Here is a 24,308-nt window from a genome sequence, read left to right on the forward strand (position 1 = left end):
AATCCCCGAACCGGCGGCGGCTTGCCATGGATCAGGCGCTGCCTGCGCGATCGGCTAGAATGGCCGCCTTGCGCAACATGAGCCGAACATGACACCTGAACTGCCCCACGCCCAGCTCGACTGGGACGACCAAGGACGCCCGCGCTCGCGGGTCTTCGACGACGTGTATTTCTCCAGCGACTCGGGCCTGGATGAAACCCGCCATGTATTCATCGAACAGAACCGCCTGCGCGAACGCTTTGCCGCACTGTCGGCGGGCGAAAAATTTGTCATCGGTGAAACCGGCTTCGGCACCGGGCTGAATTTTCTCTGCGCCTGGCAGTTGTTCCAGGAGCAGGCGCCGGCCACTGCCCGGCTGCATTTCGTCAGCGTGGAAAAGTACCCCCTGAGCCCGGCCGATCTGCAACGGGCCCTGGCCCTGTGGCCGGAACTGGCGGACCTGAGCCAGCAGCTGCTCAAGCACTACGTCGCCGTGCACGGCGGTTTCCAGCGCATCGTGCTGGACGACGGCCGGGTCACCCTGACCCTGCTGATCGGCGACGCCCTGGAGCAACTGCCGCAACTGGACGCGCAGATCGACGCCTGGTTTCTCGACGGTTTCGCCCCGGCGAAAAACCCCGACATGTGGACCCCGCAACTGTTCGCCGAACTGGCGCGCCTGGCCGCGCCGGGCTCTACCCTCAGCACCTTCACCAGCACCGGCTGGGTACGCCGCCTGTTGAACGCGGCGGGCTTCAAGATGAAGCGCACCCCGGGCATCGGTCGCAAATGGGAAGTACTGCGCGGCGAATTCCTCGGCTGGCCGGAGGATACGCCGCCGCCAGCCCGGGCCAAGCCTTGGTTCGCCCGCCCGCCGGCCCAGGCCAAAACCGCCCTGGTGATCGGCGGTGGGCTGGCCGGTTGCGCCAGTGCCGCCAGCCTCGCTGCCCGCGGTTGGCAGGTGCAGTTACTGGAGCGCCATGAGCAACTGGCCCAGGAAGCCTCGGGCAATCCGCAAGGGGTGCTCTACCTCAAGCTTTCAGCCCACGGCACGGCGCTGTCGCAAATGATCCTCAGCGGTTTCGGCTACACCCGGCGCCAGCTGGAACACCTGCAACGCGGCCAGGACTGGGACGCCTGCGGGGTGCTGCAACTGGCGTTCAATCCCAAGGAAGCCGAGCGTCAGGCGCAGTTGGCCGCGGCCTTCCCCGCCGACCTGCTGCGGCAGCTGGATCAGCCAGAGGCCCAGGCCCTGGCCGGCATCGGCCTGGACCACGGCGGCCTGTTCTATCCCGAAGGCGGCTGGGTGCATCCGCCAGCCCTGTGCCAGTGGCAGGCCGGGCATCCGCAGATCCAGGTCCTGGCGCACCGGGAGGTGCTGGAGTTGCGCCGGGGCGATCAGCAATGGCAAGCCTGGGACGGCGAACGGATGCTGGCCAGCGCGGCGGTGGTGATCCTTGCCGGGGCCGCAGAGATCAAACGCTTCCCGGCCAGCGCCGAATTGCCCCTCAAGCGCATTCGCGGGCAAATCACCCGCCTGCCGCAGACCGCGCAAAGCCAGAGCCTGGCCACCGTGGTCTGCGCCGAGGGCTACGTCGCGCCGCCGCGCCTGGGCGAGCACACCCTGGGCGCCAGCTTCGACTTCAACAGCCAGGACCTGACCCCAACCGCTGAGGAACATGCCGGCAACCTGGACATGCTGCGGGAAATCTCCAGCGACCTGCTGCAACGCCTGAACGCCGAGCAGTTACCCCTGGACAGCCTGCAAGGTCGTGCGGCCTTTCGCTGCACCAGCCCGGACTACCTGCCCATCGTCGGCCCCCTGGCGGACCCGGCAGCGTTCGCTGAAACCTACGCCGCCCTGGGCAAGGACGCGCGCCAGGTGCCGGACCTGCCCTGCCCCTGGCTACACGGCCTGTACATCAACAGCGGTCATGGTTCTCGCGGCTTGATCACCGCGCCGCTATCCGGCGAGCTGCTGGCCGCCTGGCTGGAAAACGAGCCATTGCCACTGCCCAGAAGCGTGGCCGAGGCCTGCCATCCCAATCGCTTTGCCCTGCGCCGCCTGATTCGCGGCCAGGCCTGAGGCAGAGCGGCGGCGCTGACTTTTCAGCGCCGCCAATAGCCGCTGGCCAGCACGAAGCGCTGCATCCAACCGTCCAGCCCCACCCAACCGCTTATAACCGATCGATCTAAAACTCCCGAGTTATGCACAGGTCAGTTTCCAGGTAGCCGCCCTTTTGGCGACTGCGGATTGACTCTCCCCAACGGAAAAACCGGTAAGGACTTATGTGCGGATTAGCTGGCGAATTACGCTTTGATCATCAACCTGCCGACCTGGCAGCGGTTGAACGAATCACTCATCACCTGGCCCCCCGTGGCCCCGACGCCTGGGGTTTTCACAGCCAGGGCCCGATTGCCCTGGGCCATCGACGGCTGAAAATCATGGACCTGTCGGATGGCTCGGCGCAGCCCATGATCGACAACCAACTGGGGCTGTCCCTGGCCTTCAACGGCGCGATCTACAACTTCCCCGAATTGCGCGCCGAACTGGAAACCCAGGGCTACGCCTTCCATTCCGGCGGCGACACCGAAGTGCTGCTCAAGGGCTACCACGCCTGGGGCGCCGACCTGCTGCCCAAGCTCAACGGCATGTTCGCCTTCGCCATCTGGGAGCGTGATGCACAGCGCCTGTTCATCGCCCGCGACCGCCTCGGGGTCAAGCCTTTGTACCTGTCGCGCACAGGCCAGCGGCTGCGCTTCGCCTCGGCCCTGCCGGCCTTGCTCAAGGGCGGCGATATCAATCCGATCCTCGACCCGGTGGCGCTCAATCACTACCTGAACTTCCACGCCGTGGTGCCGGCGCCGCGCACCTTGCTGGCGGGCATCGAAAAACTGCCACCGGCCACCTGGATGCGCATCGAGGCCGACGGCCGCACCACACAACAGACCTGGTGGTCCCTGCCCTACGGCCCCCGTGCCGACGAAGCCCAGCTCACACTGGAAGACTGGACTGACCGAGTGCTCGACAGCACCCGCGAGGCGGTGGCCATCCGGCAACGGGCGGCGGTGGATGTCGGCGTGCTGCTGTCCGGCGGTGTCGATTCCAGCCTGCTGGTGGGCTTGCTGCGGGAGGCAGGGGTAGACGATCTCTCGACCTTCTCCATCGGTTTCCAGGATGCCGGCGGCGAACGCGGCGACGAGTTCCAGTACTCGGACCTGATTGCCCGCCACTACGGCACCCGGCATCACCAGTTGCGCATCGACGAGCGCGAGATCATCGAGCAGTTGCCGGCGGCGTTCCGCGCCATGAGCGAGCCGATGGTCAGCCACGATTGCATCGCCTTCTATTTGTTGTCCCGGGAAGTGGCCAAGCACTGCAAGGTGGTGCAAAGCGGCCAGGGCGCCGACGAACTGTTCGCCGGCTACCACTGGTACCCGCAGGTAGACGGCGCCAGCGACCCGTATGCCGCCTACCGCGCGGCCTTCTTCGATCGCAGCTACGACGACTACGCGGCCACCGTGCAGCCGCAATGGCTGACCGCCCACGACGCCGCCGGTGACTTCGTCCGCGAGCATTTCGCCCAGCCCGGCGCCGATGCGCCGGTGGACAAGGCCCTGCGCCTGGACAGCTCGGTGATGCTGGTGGATGACCCGGTCAAACGGGTGGACAACATGACCATGGCCTGGGGCCTGGAGGCGCGCACGCCGTTCCTCGACTACCGCCTGGTGGAGCTGTCGGCCCGGGTGCCGGCGCGTTTCAAGCTGCCGGACGGCGGCAAGCAGGTGCTCAAGGAAGCGGCGCGGCGGGTGATCCCCAGCGCGGTGATCGACCGCAAGAAAGGCTACTTCCCGGTGCCGGGCCTCAAGCACCTGCAGGGCGACACCCTGGACTGGGTGCGTGAACTGCTGCTGGACCCGAGCCAGGATCGCGGCCTGTTCAACCCGGCCATGCTTGATCGCCTGCTGACCGATCCCCAGGGCCAACTGACGCCCCTGCGCGGCTCCAAGCTGTGGCAACTGGCGGCCTTGAACCTGTGGCTCAGCGAACAAGGAATCTGACCGATGAAAGCGAATGCCACGGCTTACAGCCAACGCCTGCTGCGTGGCCAGGCGCCGTCCTATGAACGCCTGCAAGCGCGCTTCGCCGAGGACGGCAGCGAACCCGGCAACGTTCCCATTGCGCTGCACTGCGGCTGGGGCCGACTGCTGATCGGCCACACCTTTCCCGATCCCGGCAGCCTGGCCGCGGAGCTGCTCAACGAGCAGCCCGGTGAACGCGACATCGCTCTATATGTGGCCGCGCCGCAGCAGGTGCTGGGCCTGGAACCGGCGCAATTGTTCCTTGACCCTTCCGACACCCTGCGCCTGTGGTTCAGCGACTACCGCCAGGCCACCAGGGTGTTTCGCGGCTTCCGCATCCGTCGGGCGCAGAGCGAATCCGACTGGCAGGCCATCAATCAGCTGTACCAGGCCCGGGCCATGCTGCCCATCGATCCGCAGCTGCTGACTCCGCGCCATCAGGGCGGTCCGGTGTACTGGCTGGCCGAGGACGAAGACAGCGGCGCGGTGATCGGCAGCGTCATGGGCCTGAACCACCACAAGGCCTACCAGGACCCGGAGCACGGCAGCAGCCTCTGGTGCCTGGCGGTGGACCCCGATTGCAGCCGTCCGGGCGTCGGCGAAGTGCTGGTGCGGCACCTGATCGAACACTTCATGAGCCGCGGCCTGAGCTACCTCGACCTGTCGGTGCTGCACGACAATCGCCAGGCCAAGAATCTCTACGCCAAGCTGGGCTTTCGCACCCTGTCGACCTTCGCCATCAAGCGCAAGAACGGCATCAATCAGCCGCTGTTCCTCGGCCCCGGCCCCCAGGCGGACTTCAATCCTTATGCGCGGATCATCGTTGAGGAGGCCCATCGCCGTGGCATCGATGTGCAAGTGGACGACGCCGACGCCGGGCTGTTCACCCTGAGCCACGGCGGGCGCCGGGTGCGTTGCCGGGAATCCCTGAGCGACCTGACCAGCGCCATCAGCATGAGCCTGTGCCAGGACAAGAGCCTGACTCACAAGGTGCTCAAGGGCGTCGGCCTGCAATTGCCCGCCCAGCAATTGGCGGGCAACGCCGACGACAACCTGGCGTTTCTCGACGAGCACCAGCGGGTGGTGGTCAAGCCGCTGGACGGAGAACAGGGACAAGGCGTGGCCGTGGACCTGAGCACGATTGAAGAGGTGCAGCGCGCCATCGACCAGGCCCGCCGCTTTGACAGCCGAGTGTTGCTGGAAAGCTTCCACCAAGGGCTGGACCTGCGCATCCTGGTGATCGGCTTTGAAGTAGTGGCCGCGGCCATCCGCCGTCCCGCCGAGATCATCGGCGACGGTCGGCATTCCATTGGCGCCTTGATCGAGGCCCGCAGCCGCCGACGCCAGGCGGCCACCGGAGGGGAAAGCAAGATCCCCCTGGACGCGGAAACCCAGCGCACCCTGCATGCCGCCGGTTACGACTACAACAGCGTGCTGCCGGCCGGCGAACGGCTGTTCGTCCGGCGCACCGCCAACCTGCACACCGGCGGCACCCTGGAAGACGTCACCGGCCTTCTCCATCCGACCCTGGCCGACGCCGCCATCCGCGCGGCCCGGGCCCTGGACATTCCGGTGGTCGGCCTGGACCTGCTGGTGCCGGCAGCAGACCAGCCGGACTACGTGTTCATCGAAGCCAATGAACGCGCCGGGTTGGCCAACCACGAACCGCAGCCCACCGCCGAGCGTTTTATCGACCTGCTGTTTCCCCACAGCCAACCGGCGCCTTGATCCTTCGCCGGCCAGCCGGCTCCTGCCCCATTGGTAGGAGCTGGCTCGCCAGCGAAGGCGCCCCCCAGGCCCTCCATCCATGCCCTCATCGAAACCATCGATGGCCTTTTTTCATCAGGAGTTTCCATGACCCGCCCGATTCCCCAACCGGACCTCGCCTACCTGCAGAAAGTCCTCCTGGAAATGCTCGCCATTCCCAGCCCCACCGGCTTTACCGACACCATCGTGCGCTACGTCGCCGAACGCCTGGAAGAACTGGGCATCCCCTTCGAACTGACCCGGCGCGGCACCATCCGCGCCACCCTCAAGGGCCAGAAGAACAGCCCCGACCGGGCCGTCTCGGCGCACCTGGACACCATCGGCGCCAGCGTCCGTGCCGTGAAGGACAACGGCCGCCTGACCCTGGCCCCGGTGGGCTGCTGGTCCAGCCGCTTTGCCGAAGGCAGCCGGGTCAGCCTGTTCACCGACAACGGCGTACTGCGCGGCAGCGTGCTGCCGCTGATGGCCTCCGGCCACGCCTTCAACACCGCGGTGGACGAGTTGCCCATCAGTTGGGACCACATCGAACTGCGCCTGGACGCCTACTGCACCACCCGCGCCGACTGCGAATCCTTAGGCATAGGCGTGGGCGACTTTGTCGCCTTCGACCCGTTGCCGGAGTTCACCGAAAGCGGCCACATCAGCGCCCGGCACCTGGATGACAAGGCCGGCGTCGCCGCCTTGCTGGCGGCGCTCAAGGCCATTGTCGACAGCGGTGAAAGCTTGATGATCGACTGCCACCCGCTGTTCACCATCACCGAGGAAACCGGCAGTGGTGCGGCGGCGGCCCTGCCCTGGGATGTCAGTGAATTCGTCGGCATCGACATTGCTCCGGTCGCACCGGGCCAGCACTCCAGCGAGCATGCGGTGAGCGTGGCCATGCAGGACTCCGGCGGCCCTTACGACTATCACCTGTCCCGGCACCTGCTGCGTCTGGCCGCCGAGCACGAACTGCCGGTGCGCCGCGACCTGTTCCGCTACTACTTCAGCGACGCCCACTCGGCCGTCACCGCCGGCCATGACATCCGTACCGCCCTGCTGGCCTTTGGTTGCGACGCCACCCACGGCTACGAGCGCACCCATATCGACAGCCTGGCGGCACTCAGCCGCTTGCTCAGCGCCTATATCCTCAGCCCGCCGGTATTCGCCAGCGATGCACAGCCGGCCCAGGGCTCCCTGGACCGCTTCAGTCATCAACTGGAACACGACACGCAGATGGAGAGCGACACTCGGGTGCCTTCGGTGGACAGCCTGGTGGGCAACAGGTCCTGAACCGCGACCCGGGGTTTGTGCGCGCTACAACTGGCGGCACGCCCCCGGGCGCAGTAGCATCCGGGATTGTTTTTCGGAGGCCCCCCATGCTGATTCCCCACGAGCAACTTGAAGTCGACACCCTGACCCGTCTGATCGAAGACTTCGTCACCCGCGAGGGCACCGACAACGGCGACGAGACGCCTCTGGAAACCCGCGTGCTGCGGGTGCGTCAGGCCCTGAGCAAGGGCCAGGCGGTGATCGTTTTCGACCCCGACAGCGAGCAGTGCCAGTTGATGCTCAAGCACGATGTGCCCAAGGAATTGTTCGACTGATACCGGGACCGGCCCAAGCCCTTGGGCCGGGATGCTCAACCGTTGGAAAAGCGCGGGCCAAACAGAATCACACTGGCCCCGATCACACACAGTGCCAGCCCCAGCCAGTCCGAGCCCAGGGGCCGCACCCGCTCCACCACCGCCAGCCAGCCAATCGACGCAACGATGTAGATGCCACCGTAGGCGGCGTAGGCGCGCCCGGCGTAAGTGGCTTCGACTTTGGTCAGCAACAGGGCGAACAGGGTCAGGCTGATCAGGGCGGGAATCACCCACAAGGCGCTCTTGCCCTGGCGCAGCCACATCCAGAAGGCATAGCAGCCGGCGATTTCAAACAGCGCGGCGAGGAAGAACCACAGGTAATTGAGCATGCAAGGTCTCGTCAGGATTGCCAGGTGCCGGCAACCCTAACGAGGCCATGGCGGTGGAGCAAGCTCAGTGGGCGCCTTGTTTGGCCTTGGCGCGCATCTTGTCGGCCATCAGGGTCATTTCGTCGTACAGCGCCTGAGGGTTTTTCTGCTTCAGGGCCCAGGCCATGCGCCCTTGTTCGTGGGGCAGGATCATGAACTGGCCAGCATTGACCTGGGTGTGGATGTAATCGGCAATCTGGGCGGCGGTAATCGGCGAACTTTCCAGCAATTTGCCCACCTGGGCCTTCATCGCCGGGGTCGGACCACGGAAAGAGTCCAGCAGGTTGGTCTGGAAGAACGACGGACAGACCACGTGCACGCCGATTTCCTGCTGCGCCAGCTCGACCAGCAGGCTCTCGGACAGCGCCACCACTCCGGCCTTGGCCACGTTGTAGTTGCTCATGGCCGGGCCCTGCATCAAGGCGGCCATGGAGGCGATGTTGATGATCTTGCCCTTGCTCTGTTCCAGCAGCGGCAGAAAGGCCTTGCAGCCCTTGACCACGCCCATCAGGTTGATCGCGATCTGCCAGTCCCAATCCTCCAGGGACAGCTCGCTGAAGAACCCGCCGGACGCCACGCCAGCGTTGTTGACGATGATGTCGATGCCGCCGAACTTCACTTCGCAAGCCTGGGCGAAGGCAGTCAGCTGGCTGTAGTCACGCACATCGCAGCGCTGCACGAAGCCGTCGCCACCGGCGGCGCGTACCAGCTTCAGGGTTTCCTGCAGGCCCGCCTCGCTGACATCGGACAAGGCCAGCCGCCAGCCATCGCGGGCCCAGCGCAAAGCGATTTCGCGACCCAGGCCGGAGCCGGCGCCAGTGATCATCATGCGATTTTGCATAAGAGTTGCCTTGTTGTTCCGGGGAAGATGGGCCGCAGTGTAGCGAAGGCCCCTGCGCCACCCACGCACCATCAGAATGCTGAATGCCCCGGGCAAACCGCTGGCCGGGTGAACACTGGCGCGCCAGCGCGGCGCAACCCATGACAGACGCAAAGGAAATAACCATGGCGGCGCAGTGCATTAAAAAATTTGGAATTTTCTCGATAGGCGCAGAGTCGGATTTATTAAGCGCCTGGCTTTATGCATAAAGCCAAGTTGTCTTTGAACAACCGCGTTGTTCAACACTCTTCAATTTAAGGAAACCACCATGGGCACCATTCTGATCGTTATTCTGATTTTGCTGCTAATTGGCGGCCTGCCGGTATTCCCCCACTCCAGAAGTTGGGGTTATGGCCCTTCGGGAATCATCGGTGTCGTGCTGGTGGTGCTCTTGGTTTTACTGCTACTGGGCAGGATTTGAGTCAGTAAAACAGCTTTATCGCGGGGCTTGCTGAAGCAACAAGCGTCCTGACTGGCAGGACGCTTAGCACAGTTCAGATGTCAATGGAAAAGCCCGTTCATTCATAAATAAAAGTCACTGCGGCGTTGGTCAGGACATCACCTGCTGTAATTTTCGGACCGTACTGTATATAAAAGACGGTTAGCGGAATGCTGAGTCGTTCGTCATCAACAGTAGTTTGTGTAGTCTTGAATTCAGTGCGAGTGCCTAGCTTTTGCAGAGTTTTGCTACTGGCGTCGCCTTGTACCATGATCAACCCCACGTCCCTGGCCATGCCCCTCCCCGAGCTATTTTTAAGAATATACATGTCAGCTTGGAGCCCGCTGATGTAATAGGCAACCTTGACTCCTTTGTCGCACTTAAGATCGATCGCAAAAGACTTGGGGCCTATCGGGTCGCCGTCCGGTTTGAGCTTGCCCAGAGGGACGGTGGGCAAGATGATCGTTTCCACCGGCCGGGCGACCGTACAACCACTGCGTTGAGCGTTGTACGACACATTATTGAACACAATCTCATTGCTCAATTGGTTGTGATAATAAATCCTGATCTTGTGATCGAGGAACTTTCCCGAACTGATGGCGCCAGTCTTTACCAGCTCCAACTTGAACTTGTGCGGTGGTGAATAGGTGTTGGGGCTTAGTCGACGCTCAAACCTTGGCCACTCCATGTACACTCCACCCTCGTTGTACCAGTAAATACGCATGCCAATTCCCGGTACTCCCGTTTCATAGACATGTTCGTAAGCTGTCTTGGTAGCGCCCCCAACAAAGCCGTAGTCAAACCAGAGTCCATTGCCACTACAGTTCATGGTTGTTTTGCCCTGATCAATTTCCTTGACCAAGATAGTGCTGCCCACCGGAAGATCGCGAGGAGGCTTGAGCATGGCGAAATCAGCACTGGTAAAGGGTGTCGACAATGGCTTTCCGGTGCATGTGTTGGCCCAAACCGGATTGCCGTGCAGAGCCGTCAACAAAAAACACGCGACCAAGGACCATCGGTTGTTTAGCCGGACATTGATATTCATCCATTACCTACCTGTTTAAGATTCGGCTACCCATATGGCAGGGCAACTCCAATTGCCGGTAGAACTCGTCGTTCGGGGAGGGATCGCTGGGCATGCGATACGACGCGAGGCAGCTCTGCCCTGCTCCCCACTGAATCAACAACTGGCCCTGACCTTCCAGCCCTCGGACAAAGGTTCGACCGCCCTGTCCGACCTGAGTCAACACCTCACCCGCAGGCCCCAGGACTTGCGCCCCCAGGGGGATCATCTCGCCATCGTCGCGCACCAGTTTGAGCAGCATCGCCCGCCCCACCACGGTCGGATAACGCAACATGACCACGGCGCCTGCACGCGGGGCGACCTGCTGCGAGGTCATCTCCAGCTCGACATCCCGGGACGTGCCTTTGGGGTCCAGGGCCATGTCGTTGCGTCGATAAGGGGTCAACCCCGTCACCACCGCATAGCCGTTATCAGCGATTCGGGTAGTCGCGTTGCTGAGCACTTGAGCGCCCTTGGCCCCGGCGGCTTCGAGCACGGCCATGGTTTCGCCCTGACCCGAGGTTGCGTTGATGCCTCCCGGGTGCGCGACCAGAGTGCCCTGCATGGCAACGTTGGCTTGCTGATAGTTCTGTCCGCGGCTGGCGTCCAGGGTGTAATTGGCATGGGCGGCGTCATAACGCAGGTTCCCGCCATAGTTGCTGTTGCCCTGCCCCTCATAAAGGTCACGTGAATCGTAGAGGCTGTAACCGACCTGGCCGCCGTCGCCGAGATTGCCGCTCAAGGAGGTATTGACGCCGTGATTGCCCCTGCCGTCGTAACTGATGGACGAGTTCAGAAAGGCTGAATACTGGCCGCGCCCCAGGGGCAAGCTGATACTCAGCAGGTACTGATTGTCCATGCTGCCAGTACCACTGCGGGTACGGCTGGCGCTAAAACTGAAGCTCCCCCAGTTGAAGCTGTTGGAGTAACCCACCTGATAGCTCAGATCCCGCCCCTGATCGCGATTCCAATAGTTTTGCGCCAAACCGGAAAAGTTCAGTTGCCCCAGACGCTCGCCTATCGGCTGGCTCAAGCTCAACTGCAGCCGACTGCGTTGCTTGAACGACAGGTTTTGCGACGGGCTGTCCTGCAGGCGAGCGTAATCGTCGAAGTTCAGATAGCCCTCACTGGAAAACCGGTAGGCCGCTACGCTGAAGTTGGTGGAGGTGGTTTCAATCAGTTTGTTGTAGGACAAGCGCAGGCTGCGGCCGCTCAGTTGCGCGCGGCCACCTGCGGGCGCATCGCTCAAGCCTGAAGCCTGGGAATGGGTCAGGTCCATTGCCACCGCCCCCAAAGCAGTGCTCAAGGCCGCCCCTCCCTGCCAGGCTTGATAGTCCTGAGCCAGAAGACTGCCGCCATAAGCGGTCCACAGGTTGGACAAGCCGTGCTGATAGGTTCCCTGGACAAAACCGGGCAGGCTATCAAGGCTGTCATCGCGGTAGCGTCCGGTGCTCAAGCTGAAGCGCGAACTGCCGGGACGCAGTAGCTGGGCCATTGAGGCATAAGGCACCACAAAGCTTTTGGTCCGCCCATCGGCCTCGGTGATGGTGACACTGAGATCACCGGCGTAACCGGCGCTGTTCAGATCGTCAATGGCAAATGGCCCGGGAGATACCGTGGTTTCATACAACAGATTCTGCCCCTGGCGCACGCTGACCTTGGCGGTGGTATCGGCGACGCCACGCACCACAGGCGCAAACCCGCGCATCGAATCAGGCAACATGCGCTCATCACTGCGTAGTTGTATGCCGGTAAAGGAAAAACTGTCGAACAGATTGCCGGGGGTATAGAACTCACCCAGGGTCAGCTGGGCCTGGGCCGCAGTGATATCGCGCTGCACATAGCTACTCAAGGCGTTGTACTGACCGCGACGACCGGAACCTGACTGGCTATCGTAGCTGTAGGAACCATTGTGTCGCAGGCGCCACTGGCCGAGGTTCAGCCCCGTGTTCAGGCCGCTATAGAACTGACGACTGCGTTGTCCGTTGCTACGGTTCTCGGACAGATTGTTGCTGTAGCCGAGAAAGCCTGCATTGACTCCCGCATCCCATTCTTTGGGAGACACATAACCACGCTTGGTCCGGCTCAGGTACATCTGAGGAATGGAAAGATCGGCGCGCAAGTCGGCCATGTCCACTTCCAGACGCCCCTGAGGCACGATTTCATCAGGCCCCAGGCACTCGGCCGCCCGAGCCCGGGCGGCCTGTTCCTCGGGCAGCCGGATGAAATCAACGCCAAGTTGCTCCAGCAAAGCGGGCGGCAGACAAGGCTCGACCTTCGAGCCATTGGCCACGGTCCTGAGCAGGATTTCCTCAGATCCCACGCGGTTGTGATTAAGGTAAAGATCAAGACGATAGATGCCAGGCATCACCGAGTTGCCCCGCTCATAGTGGGACAGGTCAACCGTTTCTCCACGACCGTTGTCAAAGAACGCGGGATTGAAACGAATCAGGTCTTCAGCCTCACAGAGATCACTTACCATCCATGACACAAGTGCCATACTTCCCAAAACAAAAACATCACGCACAACAACAAGCTTGCTCAAGCTTACAAGTGCACGAGCCATAACTAAAAGAATAAAATTTGACAAAGCACTCATCTCGCCTTTCCGAACAACCAGCACGATGGAGCAGTGACCTGAATACCGAAACAACTGCCTTGGCACGAGCAAGTAGTGAGCGATACAACCAACAAAAGCTTGTCTTAAATAACTCTAAAACTGCAGCTTGGCTTCTCTACGCACATTGGATCCGTAATCATTGATCCACTCATAAATAACACTGGCCTCAACATCCGAGGCACTCAGTGCTTGCTCGAGCACAAAATCTGCAGAAGTTTTTGGCGCAACCATCTGACTTTTAACCTTTAAACTACGACCGTCCTTGAGTATCACCTCAACCGAATTGAAAGACACATGAAAGGCACCGTCATTGCGCACCTGCAAAACGGATCTTGTGCCGTACTTCAACAAACTCCAGCGTAGTGTTTCTGCACTTTCAGTCGCACTGCCTGGTAGATCGACAGGACGGAAAAACAGCTTAATACGTGTCCGAAATGCCAGCTGCATATGGTTGCTAAGCTGCACGGAGGGCATTGGCGGCACATCCAGTACGTTGAGCCAGAACACCGACTCACGATCCTTCGGTACGCTTGATGAGGAGCTATAGGCGATGCGTAAAGACTGGCCCTTGTCAGGATTGATACGGGCCATAGGCGGCATTACCACAAATGGCACATCTACATCATCAGGCTTTGCATCCGGATTACCATCGTCCATCCAGGTTTGTACCAGCGCAGCTTTTTGCCCTTGATTGCTGAGTCTAAGGGAGACTTCGCGCTCTTTGGCCGAATAGATAAGCCGAGTTGCATCAATCACTATGCTGGCCTGTGCGGAGATGGACCACCACAGAAACACGGCACAAGAAAATACTCGCAAGAGTAAACGACAGGACATGGGTTCAATCGCTCAAAACGTTAAGCCTTGAAGCTCGCGCTTCAAGGCTTTGACTTCACTCACATATAAATTAAAATATTGACCTGTTTTTTATTCGTACACAAGGTCAAACATTAACTTGGCTTTAACATCACCTGCGGTAACAGCCTCAGCGCCAGCAAGGTATTGCGCGTAGAAGTGAAAGCCTGCACTTGATCCATCAGCAAAATCTGGATTCATAGGTTTTTCCAACTGGGCCATAGCTAGATTGATAGCTTTATAGTCTTTGTCCAGTATTTGTACTCGTACCGTAGATCCACCAGGATCGGCATTAAGCAGTGCCCCGGAAGAAGAGTCTATGTCGCTGAATGGAGCATTGAACCTCCCAGCGATCTTAGTACCATCACATCCAGCAACAGTGACAGCAAAAGGCTTAATAGCTGCAACATCACCGGTTGCCTGAAAGGCTTTGGTACTAACACTATCAAGATTGACATTTTTCACACTATCAACAACGCACGTTGATTGTGTGACTTTACCTTGAAAGTTTAGCTCTACATCATGCGCATAAGCATTGCTTACTGCCAGAGACAGACAAGATGCGAGACCCGCCGCCCACCAAGACTTTTTCATTTGATTCTCCATTTACCCATCATCGTGGCGTACTACCGACCACACCATTTAACAATCAATGCTGCGAGCCAGATCTGGAGTTTTGTGCGTATCCGTCCAGGCCGAAGCGTATGCGATCATTACAGTCTGTTGTATCGGCTAACATCAGATGAATCCTAAAAAACAAGAAACTTCCTGTAATAACCCAAGAAATCGACTACCCACATGGGAACTTTTCCCAAGAAAAGTAGGAAACGCCTTAGAAAGCTTTGAGCGGTCTAAGTCAGTCGGCAGGCAAAAAAAAACACCCCAGATGGGGTGTTTTTTCAGTTCAGCCTTGCCCAGATAGCGGCAAGTCCAACGATCAATCCGGCTTGCCGTTGACCACGCCGGCCGTGTTGTCGATCAGACTCTTGGTCGCAGTCTGCAGGAACGACTCCAGCTTCTGCTTGAGTTGCGCCTCATCGGCGGCTCCGGAAATCAGCTCGCCGCCAGGGGTTGCACCCAGTTCGTACTTGTACAGCCTGGGCGGCATTTCCTTGGGCAATACCAGCACCCGATCCGCCGTCAGCAGCGCCACGGTCTGATCGCTACCCGACGGTTTGATCACGCCAAAGCCCTTGTCGCCTTCGGGCAGGTTGAGCAGGTCACGCCCCCAGCACTGGTGCAACACATCGCCACCGAGGCGGCCCATGATGGTCGGCACGATATCGATCTGCGTACCCACGGTGTGGTCGCGCTGGCCGAACTTCTCCTGGATACCGGGTGCAATCATCAGCATCGGCACGTTGAAACGGCCCAGGTCCATTTCGGTGATCTGTTGCTCATTGCCGAAACCGTGGTCGCCGACCACGACAAACAGCGTTTCCTTGAAGTACGGCTCCTTGCGCGCCTTCTCGAAGAACTGGCCCAGGGCCCAGTCGGAGTAGCGCATGGCGGTCAGGTGCTCGTTGAGGCTGCCACGGTCGGTGACCTTCTCCACTGGCAGTGGCGTCGGCAACGCATAGGGGGTGTGGTTGGACAGGGTTTGCAGCAGGGCGTAGAACGGCCCCTTGCCATCACGGGCCTTCAACTCTTCCAGGCCACGGTTGAACATGTCCTGGTCGGACACGCCCCAGGTCGGGTCGGAGAACACCGGATTGACGAAGTCATTGCGGCCGACGAAGTTGGTCATGCCCTGGTTGCCAAAGAACCCCGACTGGTTGTCCCAGGCGAAATCACCGTTATAGACATACACATCGTCGTACTTGCGGGCACTGAGCAACTGCGGCAAGCCGGACAGCTTGTGGCTGCCTTCCGGGGTCTGCATCAGGTATTCGAAGCCCGGCAGGTTGGGGAAGCAAGCCATGGTGGCGAACATGCCCTGGTGGGTATGGGTGCCATTGGAGAAGAAGCGATCGAACAGCAGGCCTTCCTTCGACAGCTTGTCGAAATAAGGGGTGATCTGACCCGGACGCTCCAGCGCCCCGACCGAGTGCCCGGCGAAGCTTTCCATCAGGATCACCACGACGTTCTTGATCGGCAGGGTCTTGTCCGCATCCGGCGTGTAGTTACGGCGCACGGCGGCGATGTCCGCATCCACCAACTTGTCGTTGGGCACCAGCAACATGTCGCGCACGGTCTGCTGAGCCAGTGGCTGAGGCAGGGTCGCCTTCCAGATATTGTTGCGGTCTTCGGACAGGCGATCCTTGGCGGCCGCCATCAACTGCAGGGTGCCGTTGAGGCCCAATTGGTTGGCGAAGTTCGATTCGGTGGTGTAGACGTCACCCCAACGCATCGGCGGGCCCTGACGCAAGGTGCCACGAGCGGCGACCACACAGATCAGCAGGCAGACCACGAACACCGCGATGCGCGCATACCAGGGCGCAATCTGCCGAGTGCCGACATTGCCCCCGCTGAACGGGCCACGAGGCCGGGTAGCGCGGTCAGCGCCCTTGAATGCCAGGCTGAGAATCCAGGTCCCCACAGCCCAGGCCAACAGGTAGCGAACCACCGGAAAACCGTACCAGAGCATGCTCATTACGGTCTTCGGATCTTCCTTGACGTACTGAAAGACCAGACCGTTGAGGCGCTGGTGGAATTCACGGTAGAAGTCCATCTCCATCAGGCCGAGGAACAGCGCGATGCTGGAGGTCACCGTCAGCCAGAAGCGCAACAGTCCGCGCGCCGCCATGGCCCGGGCACTGGTCAGCGCGAGGATCAGCGGCACACTGAGATAGACCACCAGCCGCAGGTCAAAACGCAGCCCATTGGCGAACGCCTCAAGGAAGGTCGAAGCCGGAGTGTCGAGAATCATCTCGCGGTTGTAGATCAGCAGCGCAACGCGCAACAAAGAGAGCATCACCATCACGACCAGCGCGCACAGCAGCGTGTAGGCCAGATGGGATTTAACGGTCGGTTGCAGCAGGCGATTCGAGGATCGCTGCTGACTCAGGGCATCCGAGTTTGCCATGTCGTTTTAGGACCCATTGGAAGTTTAAGTTGCAAAGAAAAAGCGGCGTTCTGCCCTCTTTTTTGTCGCCAGGGCGACGGGGATTACGCGGTGCGCAGATGTTGCACGATCACTGAAGGCATTGCCATTGATTAGTGGGCACTACCGACAAGCCCAGCCCCTGAGGCTCTGGAACAACAAATTGCAGGTATTTACACCCGTGGAAAAACGCTGGCGAATTGTCTTTGAGGCTTTGTGAAAATTTCGTCCAACGCATGTTTAGTCACACAAAAAGGGCCTGACGGCCCTTTATCGATCTTGCAACCTTCGCAGGTCAGAGCCGCACATTGCCTCGCGGCCCGGCAATGGCCCAGATGATCAACCCCAAAACCGGCAGGAAGAGGATCAACAGCACCCACAGGATCTTCATCCCGGTTTCGGCGCCACTTTTCAGCACGTTGATGATGGCCCAGATATCCAGGGCCAGAATGATCAGGCCAATCAGGCCATTGAAGGTGGAACCCATGGTGTCGCTCCCAAATGATGGTGTGCCTCTTTAGGATAGCCGCCCGCCTTCGGGGTTCCGCTGTATTGCGCGGGGAGCCGCGATTCAGGCGTGCACGGCAATCTTCAGGGCTTCCAGGGCCGGCGCCGCGGCGATACCGACTTCGGCACACAGCTCCAGCACTCGCGGCAGGTCATTGCCGTAGACCAACACCATCTGCAGCTCGTCATCCAGCAACTGGCTGAAATTCATCAGCACATAGCCACCGTTTTCCGGGTTCATGCTGCCCATCTGGATCTGGATGCGGTTCAAGGCCGTCAAGGCTTCGATCTTCGCCAGTTGCTTGGGCTTGATGTTGAAAGGCACGTCCTTGCCGAAGGACGCGACGATCTGAGCAAACAGATCGACATAAGTGTCGGCCTGAAACAGCACAGTCTCCGGAAGGCTGCCGACCACCACCCACTCGCCCAGGGGAATGGGAAAGCTGTCGTCATAGTTGATGTCCGGGTTGGCCGCCAGGAACGCCTGGGGATCGGCGTAGGCCTGGGCCGCTTCGTCGGCGATCTGCTGGATCTCGGCGTCGCCCATGCACCCGGAGCTGATTTTGCTGATGAGTTCGATAAGGGCGGTTTTCATGGGGACATCCTGAAGGCAAGGAAATTCGAGGGCGCGAAGGATAGCCTAAAGTGCGCGCCCAGACCTACGCCTGTGACACGGGCCTGGCGCCCTCGCCCCCTCGGACCCTGACGGCTCAGGCCAGGAGTTTTTCCAGCTGTGCGGTCGTGTCCTGCGCACCCATTGTCTTGGCGGCTTCCAGGGCACTCACGCCATTGCTGTCGCGAGCCTTGGGATCGGCGCCCTGGCTGATCAGGTAGCTGACGATTTCCGTGCGGTTGAACATCGCCGCCATCATCAGCGCGGTACGCCCGTCAAAGGACGAACCTTCCACTTGCGCGCCGCCCTCCACCAGGGCCTTGACTACCGCCAGGTCGCCCTTGAAGGCGGCTCCGGCGATCGGACTCTGGCCATTGTCGTTGCGGATCTCGGGATCGGCCTGGTGCTTGAGCAGCACCTGCACGGCGTCCACATGCCCGTGATAGGCAGCCAGCATCAGCAAGGTGTCCCCCTTGTGATTGCGCAGGTTGACCGGCAGGCCATTGGCCGCCAGCTTGTCGAGCATCTGTGCGTCACCCTGACGGGCCACGTTGAATACCTGTTCGACAAACTGGGCGGCCTCTTCCTCAGTCATCTGGCGGCTTTTGTCGGTCATCGGAAACTCCAGGTTCGGCAAATCGGAAAGGCGCTAGTTTCCCCAAGCCGGCCGCGGCCTGTCATCCCTTTTTTCCCAAGAACCGCCATAGACAGAATCAATAACGCAGACGTCCGGCCTGAATGTCCGCCAGAATCGGCGGGGTCAGCCGCACGTAGGTGTCCGACCCCGGCAACCAAGCGTAGACCGGATCATCGGCCACCTGCTCCAGATCGAATGCCTGCTCCTTGAGGCGGCTTTTCTGGTATTTGAACGTGCCGGTGGTGTCCATCTTCACCTTGATCCGCAGAAACAGCGGCACGGCATAGGCCGGCAGCTGCTGCCGGGCAAATTGCAGCAATTCGCTGAAATCCAGGGTCGCCAGGGACTGCGCCGGCGTGATCGCCACCATCCCCGCCCGGCCGTTGGTGTTGTGGATTTCAACGCCATAGGCCACCACTTCGGCAATCTGTGGATGGCCCAGGAGAATGTTCTCCACTTCAGTGGTGGAAACGTTCTCCCCTTTCCAGCGATAGGTGTCCCCCAGCCGATCGACGAACTGCACATGGCCAAAACCGATGTCGCGCAGCAAATCACCGGTGTTGAAGTAGCAATCGCCCTTCTCGAACACATCCTTGAGGATCACCTTGAGGTTCTTCTCCGGATCGGTGTAGCCATCCAGCGGCGCCTTGTCGTCGATCTTCGCCAACAGCAGACCCTGACCGCCCTTGGCGACCTTCTGCATGAAGCCCTGGCTATTGCGCAGTGGCGCCCCGGTGTCGTGGGCATATTCCACCAGCGCCCAGGGAATCAGGGAAAACCCCACGGTGTTGTCAAAGTTGAGGATATTGCTGAAACCGATATTGCCGTCGCTGGCCGCGTACAGCTCACAGACATGACCGACGCCGAAACGCTGCTTGAACTCGCTCCACACTCCCGGGCGCAGGCCGTTGCCGATCATCTTCAGCACACTATGCTCGGTGTCCCGCGCATTGCTTGGCTGATCGATCAGGTAGCGGCACAACTCACCGACGTAGCCCAGGGTCGTCGCCTTGTAGCGGCGCGCATCGTCCCAGAACTGACTGGCGCTGAACTTGCGGCGAATGGCGAACCCCGAGGCACCGGTGATGGCCGAGCCCCAGCACACGCACAATCCGGTGGCGTGGTACAGCGGCAAGGTGCAATACACCACGTCGTCGGGCCGCATATCCAGGGCGATGGTGCCGAAACCGGCGGATGTGCGCATCCAGCGCCCATGCTTGAAGATCCCCGCCTTGGGCAGGCCGGTGGTGCCGGAGGTATAGATGTAGAAGCAGGGATCATTGAAGAAGATCTGCTGAGTCTGCTGCAGATTGTCCGCGGGATAAGCGGCACTCTCGCGCATCAGGTTGAGCATCCCGTCCGGGGCACTGCCCGGATCGGCGAGGGTATCCTGGTCGGCCACGAACCAGGTGCGCTGCGGATCGATCCCCACCTGCTCGCGCACCGCTTCATAGGCCGCCAGCAACTCACCGCCCAGCATGATGCCCGCCGGTTTCACCAGCTGCAGGCTATGCGCCAGCACGTTGTGGGTCTGGGCGGTGTTGAGCATGGCGCAGATCCCGCCGAGCTTGGCCACCGCCAGCACCGTGACCAGCAGTTCCGGGCGGTTCTCGATGAAAATCGCCAGCACATCGCCCTTGCCGATGCCCCGGTCGTGCAGGTAGGCGGCGATACGGTTGGCCCACTGATTGACCTGGGAATAGCTGAGAACCCGCTCGCCGCACAACAAGGCCGGCCCATCGGGATTGCGCCGGGTCGCCTGCTCGAAACTCCAGCCCAGGCCACAGGCCTGATCAGGCTTGTCGATGTTGCCCGCCTTGACGCCGCGCACCACCCGCGGCAACGCCCTGGCAATGGAGGGCAGCTTACGCAGCATCATGCCCCAGGTGATCATGTCGCTATTGTGCTTGTTCATGCTTGCTCCGCTTCGAAGACAAAAGTCTGTGCCCCGACCACACGGGTCGGACGTGACAAGGCCTGGAACAAGGCTCAACCGGGCGCTGCGCCCCTGGTGTCGGCAACGGGCAAGCAGAGAGGGAGGATGGCTCCCGGGACGGGACGGAAAAACAACGAGTGCAGCGCTGCTGACAGCACCGGCATCGGTACGGTGGGAGCGTTCATGGAGGGCGTCCTGGTATTTTTATTATCTGGCGGGCTGGATCGCTGGATCGCACCACAACCATTCCATGTCACAGACACGCCTCGCAAAGGTCTTCGGCAAAGTGCCAAGGCCGGTTTGAAACGGCGCGACTGGCTGGAAAATACGTCAGCCGTCGCCGGACTGTACATGGAGTTTTTGCAAACTTTTGTATCTCGCCCGCGACGTTCTGCCGAGCCTTGCAACCCCTGCGTCAGCGATTGAATTTTCCGCCGGAGCCTGTGGTCACACCTCTGTACCTACGCCTGCCCTGCGCCGCCGCGAACCTGCAAAATGCAGGATGCACGATAGCCTTTCATGCAATTTGCACGAGTCACGATTCCACTGAAAAATATAAGTAATTGATTTTAAAGGATTTTTTAAAACGACAGTGCTGGCACAATCGCTGCAACTATCCGTTCACGCTTGCCATTCAAGAGCCAACGGAGCTGATAGACATGAGCCTGATCCAAGAAAAATTCTCCTCCCTGTTCTCCAACTTCGAAGTCACCACCCAACCTCGTCCCGACGGCGGCATCCTGTTGACCCTGCGCAACAGCGAAGGCAAACAGTTCAAGCGTTCGATTTCCTACGCGCAGCTGCATGCCGCCGACCAACTGTCGTGGGTCATCAGCGCGATTCGTCGGGATTTGGCCGAACAGGCCAGTGAGCTGCCACAGATTTCCCTGCTGCAAAGCCAGAACCGCTTTGCCTTGCCGACCTACCACAGCGCGTAAGCCTGCCGCCGTTCTTCGACTGGCCGGCCCACCTTGCGTGGGACCGGCCGGTTGCCGTTGCGCCCAGCGTCCCTAGTCTTCCAGGCGCGGGAACTGGCTGGCGATCGCGTCGCCGGTCGGTTGGGCGGCCCAGCCTTGTGGGCTACTGAACAGGCGGATGGCCACCAGGTGTGGTTCCTCGCCCATGTCAAACCAATGCGCGGTGCCCGCAGGCAGCGAAATCAGGTCGTTTCTTTCGCAGAGCACGGCGTAGACATAGTCGTTGATGTGCAGGGAAAACAGACCGCGTCCGGCCACGAAAAATCGCACCTCATCCTCGCCATGGCGATGCTCGTCGAGAAAACGGGCGCGCAGCTCGGCTTTTTCTGGGTGGTCGCGATTGAGACTGATCACATCGACGCTGAGATAGCCCTGCTCGGTCATCAACCGGTCGACCTGCTCCCGATAGGCCTCGATCACCTCCTGCTGACTGGCGCCCGGCTCGATGCGCGTGGCGGCGGACCAGCGTTCGAAGCGAATGCCCTGCTCGGCCAGGGTCGCCGCGATATCGTCGAAATGGGTCAGAACCTTGTTCGGCAGGTCCGGGCTGGATACGTGGTAGACGGACAGGCTGCTCATGACGGCAACTCCTCTTGCATGCGGGTGGCAATGATAACGGCTGCGGCCATGGCGGCGACGCTGGCAATACTAAAGGTCAATGTGGCGCCCAGGGCGTTCCAGCTGTAGCCGGCATACAAGGCCCCCAAGGCGCCACCGGTTCCCGCCAGCGCGGCATACAACGCCTGCCCCTGACCTTGCTGGCGCGCACCGAAACTGCGCTGGACAAAATGAATGGCCGCGGCGTGAAAACTGCCGAAGGTCGCCGCGTGCAGCACCTGGGCCAACAACAGCACCCAGAGATGCTCCGCCAGACTGCCCAACAGCAACCAGCGCAGCGCCGCCAACAGAAAACTCGCCAACAGCACCCGACGCACGGAAAACCGCGCGAGAATCCAGCTCATGGCCAGGAACATCAGCACCTCGGCCACCACTCCCAGGGCCCAGAGCATGCCGATCAGGCCGCGTGTATAGCCCAGGCGTTCCAGATGCAGGGTCAGGAAGGTGTAGTACGGCCCGTGGCTCATCTGCATCAACGCCACGCACAGGTAGAACGCCAGCACACCGGGACCGCGCAACTGCTTGAGAAATCCGTCCCCGGCCAGTCGCGGCCCCTGCACCAGGGGGCGGGCATTGGGCACCCACAGGCTGCTGAGCACAATCCCTCCCATGATCATCACCAGCGCCAGCGGATAGATATCCAGGCTCAGCCACTCAAACAGGCGACCCAGCACCACCACCGTCAGAATGAAACCGATGGAGCCCCAGAGACGGATCTGGCTGTAGCGAGAGGCCTGCCCGTGCAAGTGCGCCAAGGTGATCACCTCGAACTGCGGCAGTACCGCGTGCCAGAAGAAGGCATGCAGCGCCATGACCATCGCCAGCCAGGCGTAGCTCTTGCTGACGAAGATCAGGGAGAAACAGATCAGGGTGCAGATTGCGCCAAAACGCACGATTGCCAGGCGCCGGCCGGTGTAATCACCGAGCCAGCCCCACAAGTTGGGCGCCACGCAACGCATGAGCATGGGAATGGCCACCAGCTCGCCGATCCGCGCGCTGGAAAAACCCAAATGATCGAAATACAGCGCCAGGAACGGCGCGGTCGCCCCCAGCAGGGCGAAGTAGAACAGGTAGAAACTGGAAAGCCGCCAGTACGGCAGCGCCGCCCCGGCCATCAGGCCGTGGCGACTGGCAGAACCGCCATTACAGCTGACCCAGTACCGGCGTGCTGACGCGCACGTCGGCATTCTGGCCGCGATGACGCAGCAGGTGATCCATCAGCACGATGGCCATCATTGCTTCAGCGATCGGCGTGGCGCGAATCCCCACGCATGGGTCATGGCGGCCCTTGGTGATCACGTCCTGAGGATTGCCATCGACATCGATGGAGCGCCCAGGGGTGGTGATGCTGGACGTTGGTTTGAGCGCCAGGTGGGCAATGATCGGCTGCCCCGAGGAAATACCGCCCAGGATGCCGCCGGCGTTATTGCTGAGAAACCCTTGCGGGGTCAGCTCGTCACGGTGCTCGGTCCCACGCTGGGCGACGCTGGCGAAACCGGCGCCGATTTCCACGCCCTTGACCGCATTGATGCTCATCAACGCGTGGGCCAGCTCGGCATCCAGGCGATCGAAGATCGGCTCGCCCAGGCCCGGCATCACGCCTTCGGCGACCACGGTGATCTTCGCTCCCACCGAATCCTGATCCCGGCGCAATTGGTCCATGTAGGCCTCCAGCTCCGGAACCTTGTCCGGATCGGGACTGAAGAAGGCGTTGTCTTCCACCGAATCCCAGGTCTTGAAGGGAATCTCGATCGGGCCCAGCTGGCTCATGTAGCCACGGATCACGATGCCCTGGCTGGCCAGGTACTTCTTGGCAATGGCACCGGCCGCCACGCGCATGGCGGTTTCCCGCGCCGAGCTGCGACCGCCGCCACGGTAGTCGCGGATGCCGTACTTGTGGTGATAGGTGTAGTCGGCATGCGCCGGACGGAACAGATCCTTGATCGCCGAGTAGTCCTTGGACTTCTGGTCGGTGTTGCGGATCAGCAGGCCGATGGAGCAGCCCGTGGTCTTGCCCTCGAACACCCCGGAAAGGATCTCGACTTCGTCGGGCTCCTGGCGCTGGGTGGTGTGACGGCTGGTGCCGGGCTTGCGCCGGTCCAGATCACGCTGCAAATCCTCCAGGGACAGCTCAAGACCCGGCGGGCAGCCGTCGACAATGGCGACCAACGCCGGGCCATGGCTTTCGCCCGCGGTGGTGACAGTGAACAGCTTGCCGTAGGTATTGCCGGACATGCGGGGAGCTCCGTGAAATCAGCCGAAATAACTCGATCAGGATTACTGAAGGGCGCAAGTATACGC

At 60.9% G+C, this 24,308-nt stretch carries 21 protein-coding genes; 7 read left to right on the top strand and 14 right to left on the bottom strand.

Features of this window, described 5'->3' with window-relative positions; translation table 11 throughout:
* The first annotated feature begins 88 nt into the window (after window positions 1-88).
* From mnmC to GWQ44_RS16665, 5 genes are all read left to right on the top strand, one after another.
* Complete coding sequence (gene mnmC / locus GWQ44_RS16645) at window positions 89-2,065, top strand: bifunctional tRNA (5-methylaminomethyl-2-thiouridine)(34)-methyltransferase MnmD/FAD-dependent 5-carboxymethylaminomethyl-2-thiouridine(34) oxidoreductase MnmC (protein ID WP_275927820.1); 1,977 nt, start codon at window positions 89-91, stop codon at window positions 2,063-2,065.
* Window positions 2,066-2,268: 203 nt separating this feature from the next.
* Window positions 2,269-4,041, top strand: coding sequence for an N-acetylglutaminylglutamine amidotransferase (locus GWQ44_RS16650; RefSeq protein ID WP_016964111.1), 1,773 nt, complete (start codon window positions 2,269-2,271; stop codon window positions 4,039-4,041).
* Window positions 4,042-4,044: 3 nt separating this feature from the next.
* Complete coding sequence (gene ngg / locus GWQ44_RS16655; protein WP_275927821.1) at window positions 4,045-5,790, top strand: N-acetylglutaminylglutamine synthetase; 1,746 nt, start codon at window positions 4,045-4,047, stop codon at window positions 5,788-5,790.
* A 126-nt stretch (window positions 5,791-5,916) separates the two neighbouring features.
* The gene (locus GWQ44_RS16660) at window positions 5,917-7,101 is read left to right on the top strand and encodes an osmoprotectant NAGGN system M42 family peptidase (RefSeq protein ID WP_047305571.1); all 1,185 of its coding nucleotides are present in this window, start codon (window positions 5,917-5,919) and stop codon (window positions 7,099-7,101) included.
* An 86-nt stretch (window positions 7,102-7,187) separates the two neighbouring features.
* Window positions 7,188-7,415, top strand: coding sequence for a YheU family protein (locus GWQ44_RS16665; protein WP_016964114.1), 228 nt, complete (start codon window positions 7,188-7,190; stop codon window positions 7,413-7,415).
* Between the two features lie 35 nt (window positions 7,416-7,450).
* On the opposite strand, the gene GWQ44_RS16670 is transcribed toward GWQ44_RS16665, so the two are convergent.
* Entirely contained in the window at window positions 7,451-7,783 is a 333-nt protein-coding gene (locus GWQ44_RS16670; protein WP_016964115.1) for a YnfA family protein, read from the bottom strand.
* Between the two features lie 64 nt (window positions 7,784-7,847).
* On the bottom strand, window positions 7,848-8,663 hold the full coding sequence (locus tag GWQ44_RS16675; protein WP_016964116.1) for an SDR family oxidoreductase: 816 nt from the start codon (window positions 8,661-8,663) through the stop codon (window positions 7,848-7,850).
* Between the two features lie 307 nt (window positions 8,664-8,970).
* Here GWQ44_RS16675 and GWQ44_RS16680 point away from each other — a divergent pair, with 307 nt between their 5' ends.
* A complete protein-coding gene (locus GWQ44_RS16680; RefSeq protein ID WP_007945780.1) occupies window positions 8,971-9,123 on the top strand; it encodes a DUF3309 family protein in 153 nt (50 codons plus the stop codon).
* Between the two features lie 97 nt (window positions 9,124-9,220).
* Here the strand turns inward: GWQ44_RS16680 and GWQ44_RS16685 are convergent, their stop codons facing one another.
* From GWQ44_RS16685 to GWQ44_RS16725, 9 genes are all read right to left on the bottom strand, one after another.
* Entirely contained in the window at window positions 9,221-10,186 is a 966-nt protein-coding gene (locus GWQ44_RS16685) for a fimbrial protein (protein ID WP_275927822.1), read from the bottom strand.
* Window positions 10,187-10,193: 7 nt separating this feature from the next.
* Window positions 10,194-12,803 (bottom strand): fimbria/pilus outer membrane usher protein, encoded by a 2,610-nt coding sequence (locus tag GWQ44_RS16690; RefSeq protein WP_275927823.1) that lies wholly within the window; start codon window positions 12,801-12,803, stop codon window positions 10,194-10,196.
* 114 nt (window positions 12,804-12,917) lie between these two features.
* Window positions 12,918-13,658, bottom strand: coding sequence for a fimbria/pilus periplasmic chaperone (locus GWQ44_RS16695; protein WP_275927824.1), 741 nt, complete (start codon window positions 13,656-13,658; stop codon window positions 12,918-12,920).
* Window positions 13,659-13,748: 90 nt separating this feature from the next.
* Window positions 13,749-14,270, bottom strand: coding sequence for a fimbrial protein (locus GWQ44_RS16700; protein ID WP_275927825.1), 522 nt, complete (start codon window positions 14,268-14,270; stop codon window positions 13,749-13,751).
* A gap of 343 nt (window positions 14,271-14,613) precedes the next feature.
* The gene (locus GWQ44_RS16705) at window positions 14,614-16,701 is read right to left on the bottom strand and encodes an LTA synthase family protein (RefSeq protein WP_275927826.1); all 2,088 of its coding nucleotides are present in this window, start codon (window positions 16,699-16,701) and stop codon (window positions 14,614-14,616) included.
* A 313-nt stretch (window positions 16,702-17,014) separates the two neighbouring features.
* Window positions 17,015-17,206 carry a PLD nuclease N-terminal domain-containing protein gene (locus tag GWQ44_RS16710; protein WP_047305577.1) on the bottom strand — a complete coding sequence of 64 codons (192 nt, stop codon included), beginning with the start codon at window positions 17,204-17,206 and terminating at the stop codon, window positions 17,015-17,017.
* An 84-nt stretch (window positions 17,207-17,290) separates the two neighbouring features.
* Window positions 17,291-17,821: a hypothetical protein gene (locus GWQ44_RS16715; protein WP_275927827.1), complete on the bottom strand. Its 531-nt coding sequence runs from the start codon at window positions 17,819-17,821 to the stop codon at window positions 17,291-17,293.
* A gap of 115 nt (window positions 17,822-17,936) precedes the next feature.
* Window positions 17,937-18,455, bottom strand: coding sequence for an ankyrin repeat domain-containing protein (locus tag GWQ44_RS16720; protein WP_016964125.1), 519 nt, complete (start codon window positions 18,453-18,455; stop codon window positions 17,937-17,939).
* A 97-nt stretch (window positions 18,456-18,552) separates the two neighbouring features.
* On the bottom strand, window positions 18,553-20,391 hold the full coding sequence (locus tag GWQ44_RS16725; protein WP_275927828.1) for a long-chain-acyl-CoA synthetase: 1,839 nt from the start codon (window positions 20,389-20,391) through the stop codon (window positions 18,553-18,555).
* Between the two features lie 680 nt (window positions 20,392-21,071).
* Between GWQ44_RS16725 and GWQ44_RS16730 the strand changes: the two genes are divergently transcribed.
* A complete protein-coding gene (locus GWQ44_RS16730) occupies window positions 21,072-21,350 on the top strand; it encodes a DUF3509 domain-containing protein (protein WP_016964127.1) in 279 nt (92 codons plus the stop codon).
* 72 nt (window positions 21,351-21,422) lie between these two features.
* Here the strand turns inward: GWQ44_RS16730 and GWQ44_RS16735 are convergent, their stop codons facing one another.
* Genes GWQ44_RS16735 through aroC form a run of 3 tightly spaced genes read right to left on the bottom strand, consistent with a single transcriptional unit; the run spans window position 21,423 to window position 24,242 of the window.
* Window positions 21,423-21,968 (bottom strand): acireductone dioxygenase, encoded by a 546-nt coding sequence (locus GWQ44_RS16735; protein WP_275927829.1) that lies wholly within the window; start codon window positions 21,966-21,968, stop codon window positions 21,423-21,425.
* On the bottom strand, window positions 21,965-23,122 hold the full coding sequence (locus GWQ44_RS16740; RefSeq protein ID WP_275927872.1) for an MFS transporter: 1,158 nt from the start codon (window positions 23,120-23,122) through the stop codon (window positions 21,965-21,967). The genes GWQ44_RS16735 and GWQ44_RS16740 overlap by 4 nt, the downstream gene beginning before the upstream one ends.
* A gap of 28 nt (window positions 23,123-23,150) precedes the next feature.
* Complete coding sequence (gene aroC, locus GWQ44_RS16745) at window positions 23,151-24,242, bottom strand: chorismate synthase (protein WP_253128109.1); 1,092 nt, start codon at window positions 24,240-24,242, stop codon at window positions 23,151-23,153.
* Window positions 24,243-24,308: the final 66 nt, after the last annotated feature.

This window comes from Pseudomonas sp. 3MA1, assembly GCF_029237275.1.
Lineage (GTDB): Bacteria > Pseudomonadota > Gammaproteobacteria > Pseudomonadales > Pseudomonadaceae > Aquipseudomonas > Aquipseudomonas fluorescens_AP.

What these genes read in the sequence shown, in the direction of transcription:
- GWQ44_RS16725 (WP_275927828.1), bottom strand. Translation starts at nt 20,391, where the DNA reads ATGAACAAGCACAATAGCGACATGATCACCTGGGGCATGATGCTGCGT.
- GWQ44_RS16735 (WP_275927829.1), bottom strand. Translation starts at nt 21,968, where the DNA reads ATGAGCAGCCTGTCCGTCTACCACGTATCCAGCCCGGACCTGCCGAAC.
- GWQ44_RS16675 (WP_016964116.1), bottom strand. Translation starts at nt 8,663, where the DNA reads ATGCAAAATCGCATGATGATCACTGGCGCCGGCTCCGGCCTGGGTCGC.
- mnmC (WP_275927820.1), top strand. Translation starts at nt 89, where the DNA reads ATGACACCTGAACTGCCCCACGCCCAGCTCGACTGGGACGACCAAGGA.
- GWQ44_RS16700 (WP_275927825.1), bottom strand. Translation starts at nt 14,270, where the DNA reads ATGAAAAAGTCTTGGTGGGCGGCGGGTCTCGCATCTTGTCTGTCTCTG.
- GWQ44_RS16730 (WP_016964127.1), top strand. Translation starts at nt 21,072, where the DNA reads ATGAGCCTGATCCAAGAAAAATTCTCCTCCCTGTTCTCCAACTTCGAA.
- GWQ44_RS16710 (WP_047305577.1), bottom strand. Translation starts at nt 17,206, where the DNA reads ATGGGTTCCACCTTCAATGGCCTGATTGGCCTGATCATTCTGGCCCTG.
- GWQ44_RS16695 (WP_275927824.1), bottom strand. Translation starts at nt 13,658, where the DNA reads ATGTCCTGTCGTTTACTCTTGCGAGTATTTTCTTGTGCCGTGTTTCTG.
- GWQ44_RS16720 (WP_016964125.1), bottom strand. Translation starts at nt 18,455, where the DNA reads ATGACCGACAAAAGCCGCCAGATGACTGAGGAAGAGGCCGCCCAGTTT.
- GWQ44_RS16660 (WP_047305571.1), top strand. Translation starts at nt 5,917, where the DNA reads ATGACCCGCCCGATTCCCCAACCGGACCTCGCCTACCTGCAGAAAGTC.
- GWQ44_RS16715 (WP_275927827.1), bottom strand. Translation starts at nt 17,821, where the DNA reads ATGAAAACCGCCCTTATCGAACTCATCAGCAAAATCAGCTCCGGGTGC.
- ngg (WP_275927821.1), top strand. Translation starts at nt 4,045, where the DNA reads ATGAAAGCGAATGCCACGGCTTACAGCCAACGCCTGCTGCGTGGCCAG.
- GWQ44_RS16685 (WP_275927822.1), bottom strand. Translation starts at nt 10,186, where the DNA reads ATGAATATCAATGTCCGGCTAAACAACCGATGGTCCTTGGTCGCGTGT.
- GWQ44_RS16740 (WP_275927872.1), bottom strand. Translation starts at nt 23,122, where the DNA reads ATGGCCGGGGCGGCGCTGCCGTACTGGCGGCTTTCCAGTTTCTACCTG.
- GWQ44_RS16650 (WP_016964111.1), top strand. Translation starts at nt 2,269, where the DNA reads ATGTGCGGATTAGCTGGCGAATTACGCTTTGATCATCAACCTGCCGAC.
- GWQ44_RS16705 (WP_275927826.1), bottom strand. Translation starts at nt 16,701, where the DNA reads ATGGCAAACTCGGATGCCCTGAGTCAGCAGCGATCCTCGAATCGCCTG.
- GWQ44_RS16670 (WP_016964115.1), bottom strand. Translation starts at nt 7,783, where the DNA reads ATGCTCAATTACCTGTGGTTCTTCCTCGCCGCGCTGTTTGAAATCGCC.
- GWQ44_RS16690 (WP_275927823.1), bottom strand. Translation starts at nt 12,803, where the DNA reads ATGAGTGCTTTGTCAAATTTTATTCTTTTAGTTATGGCTCGTGCACTT.
- GWQ44_RS16680 (WP_007945780.1), top strand. Translation starts at nt 8,971, where the DNA reads ATGGGCACCATTCTGATCGTTATTCTGATTTTGCTGCTAATTGGCGGC.
- aroC (WP_253128109.1), bottom strand. Translation starts at nt 24,242, where the DNA reads ATGTCCGGCAATACCTACGGCAAGCTGTTCACTGTCACCACCGCGGGC.
- GWQ44_RS16665 (WP_016964114.1), top strand. Translation starts at nt 7,188, where the DNA reads ATGCTGATTCCCCACGAGCAACTTGAAGTCGACACCCTGACCCGTCTG.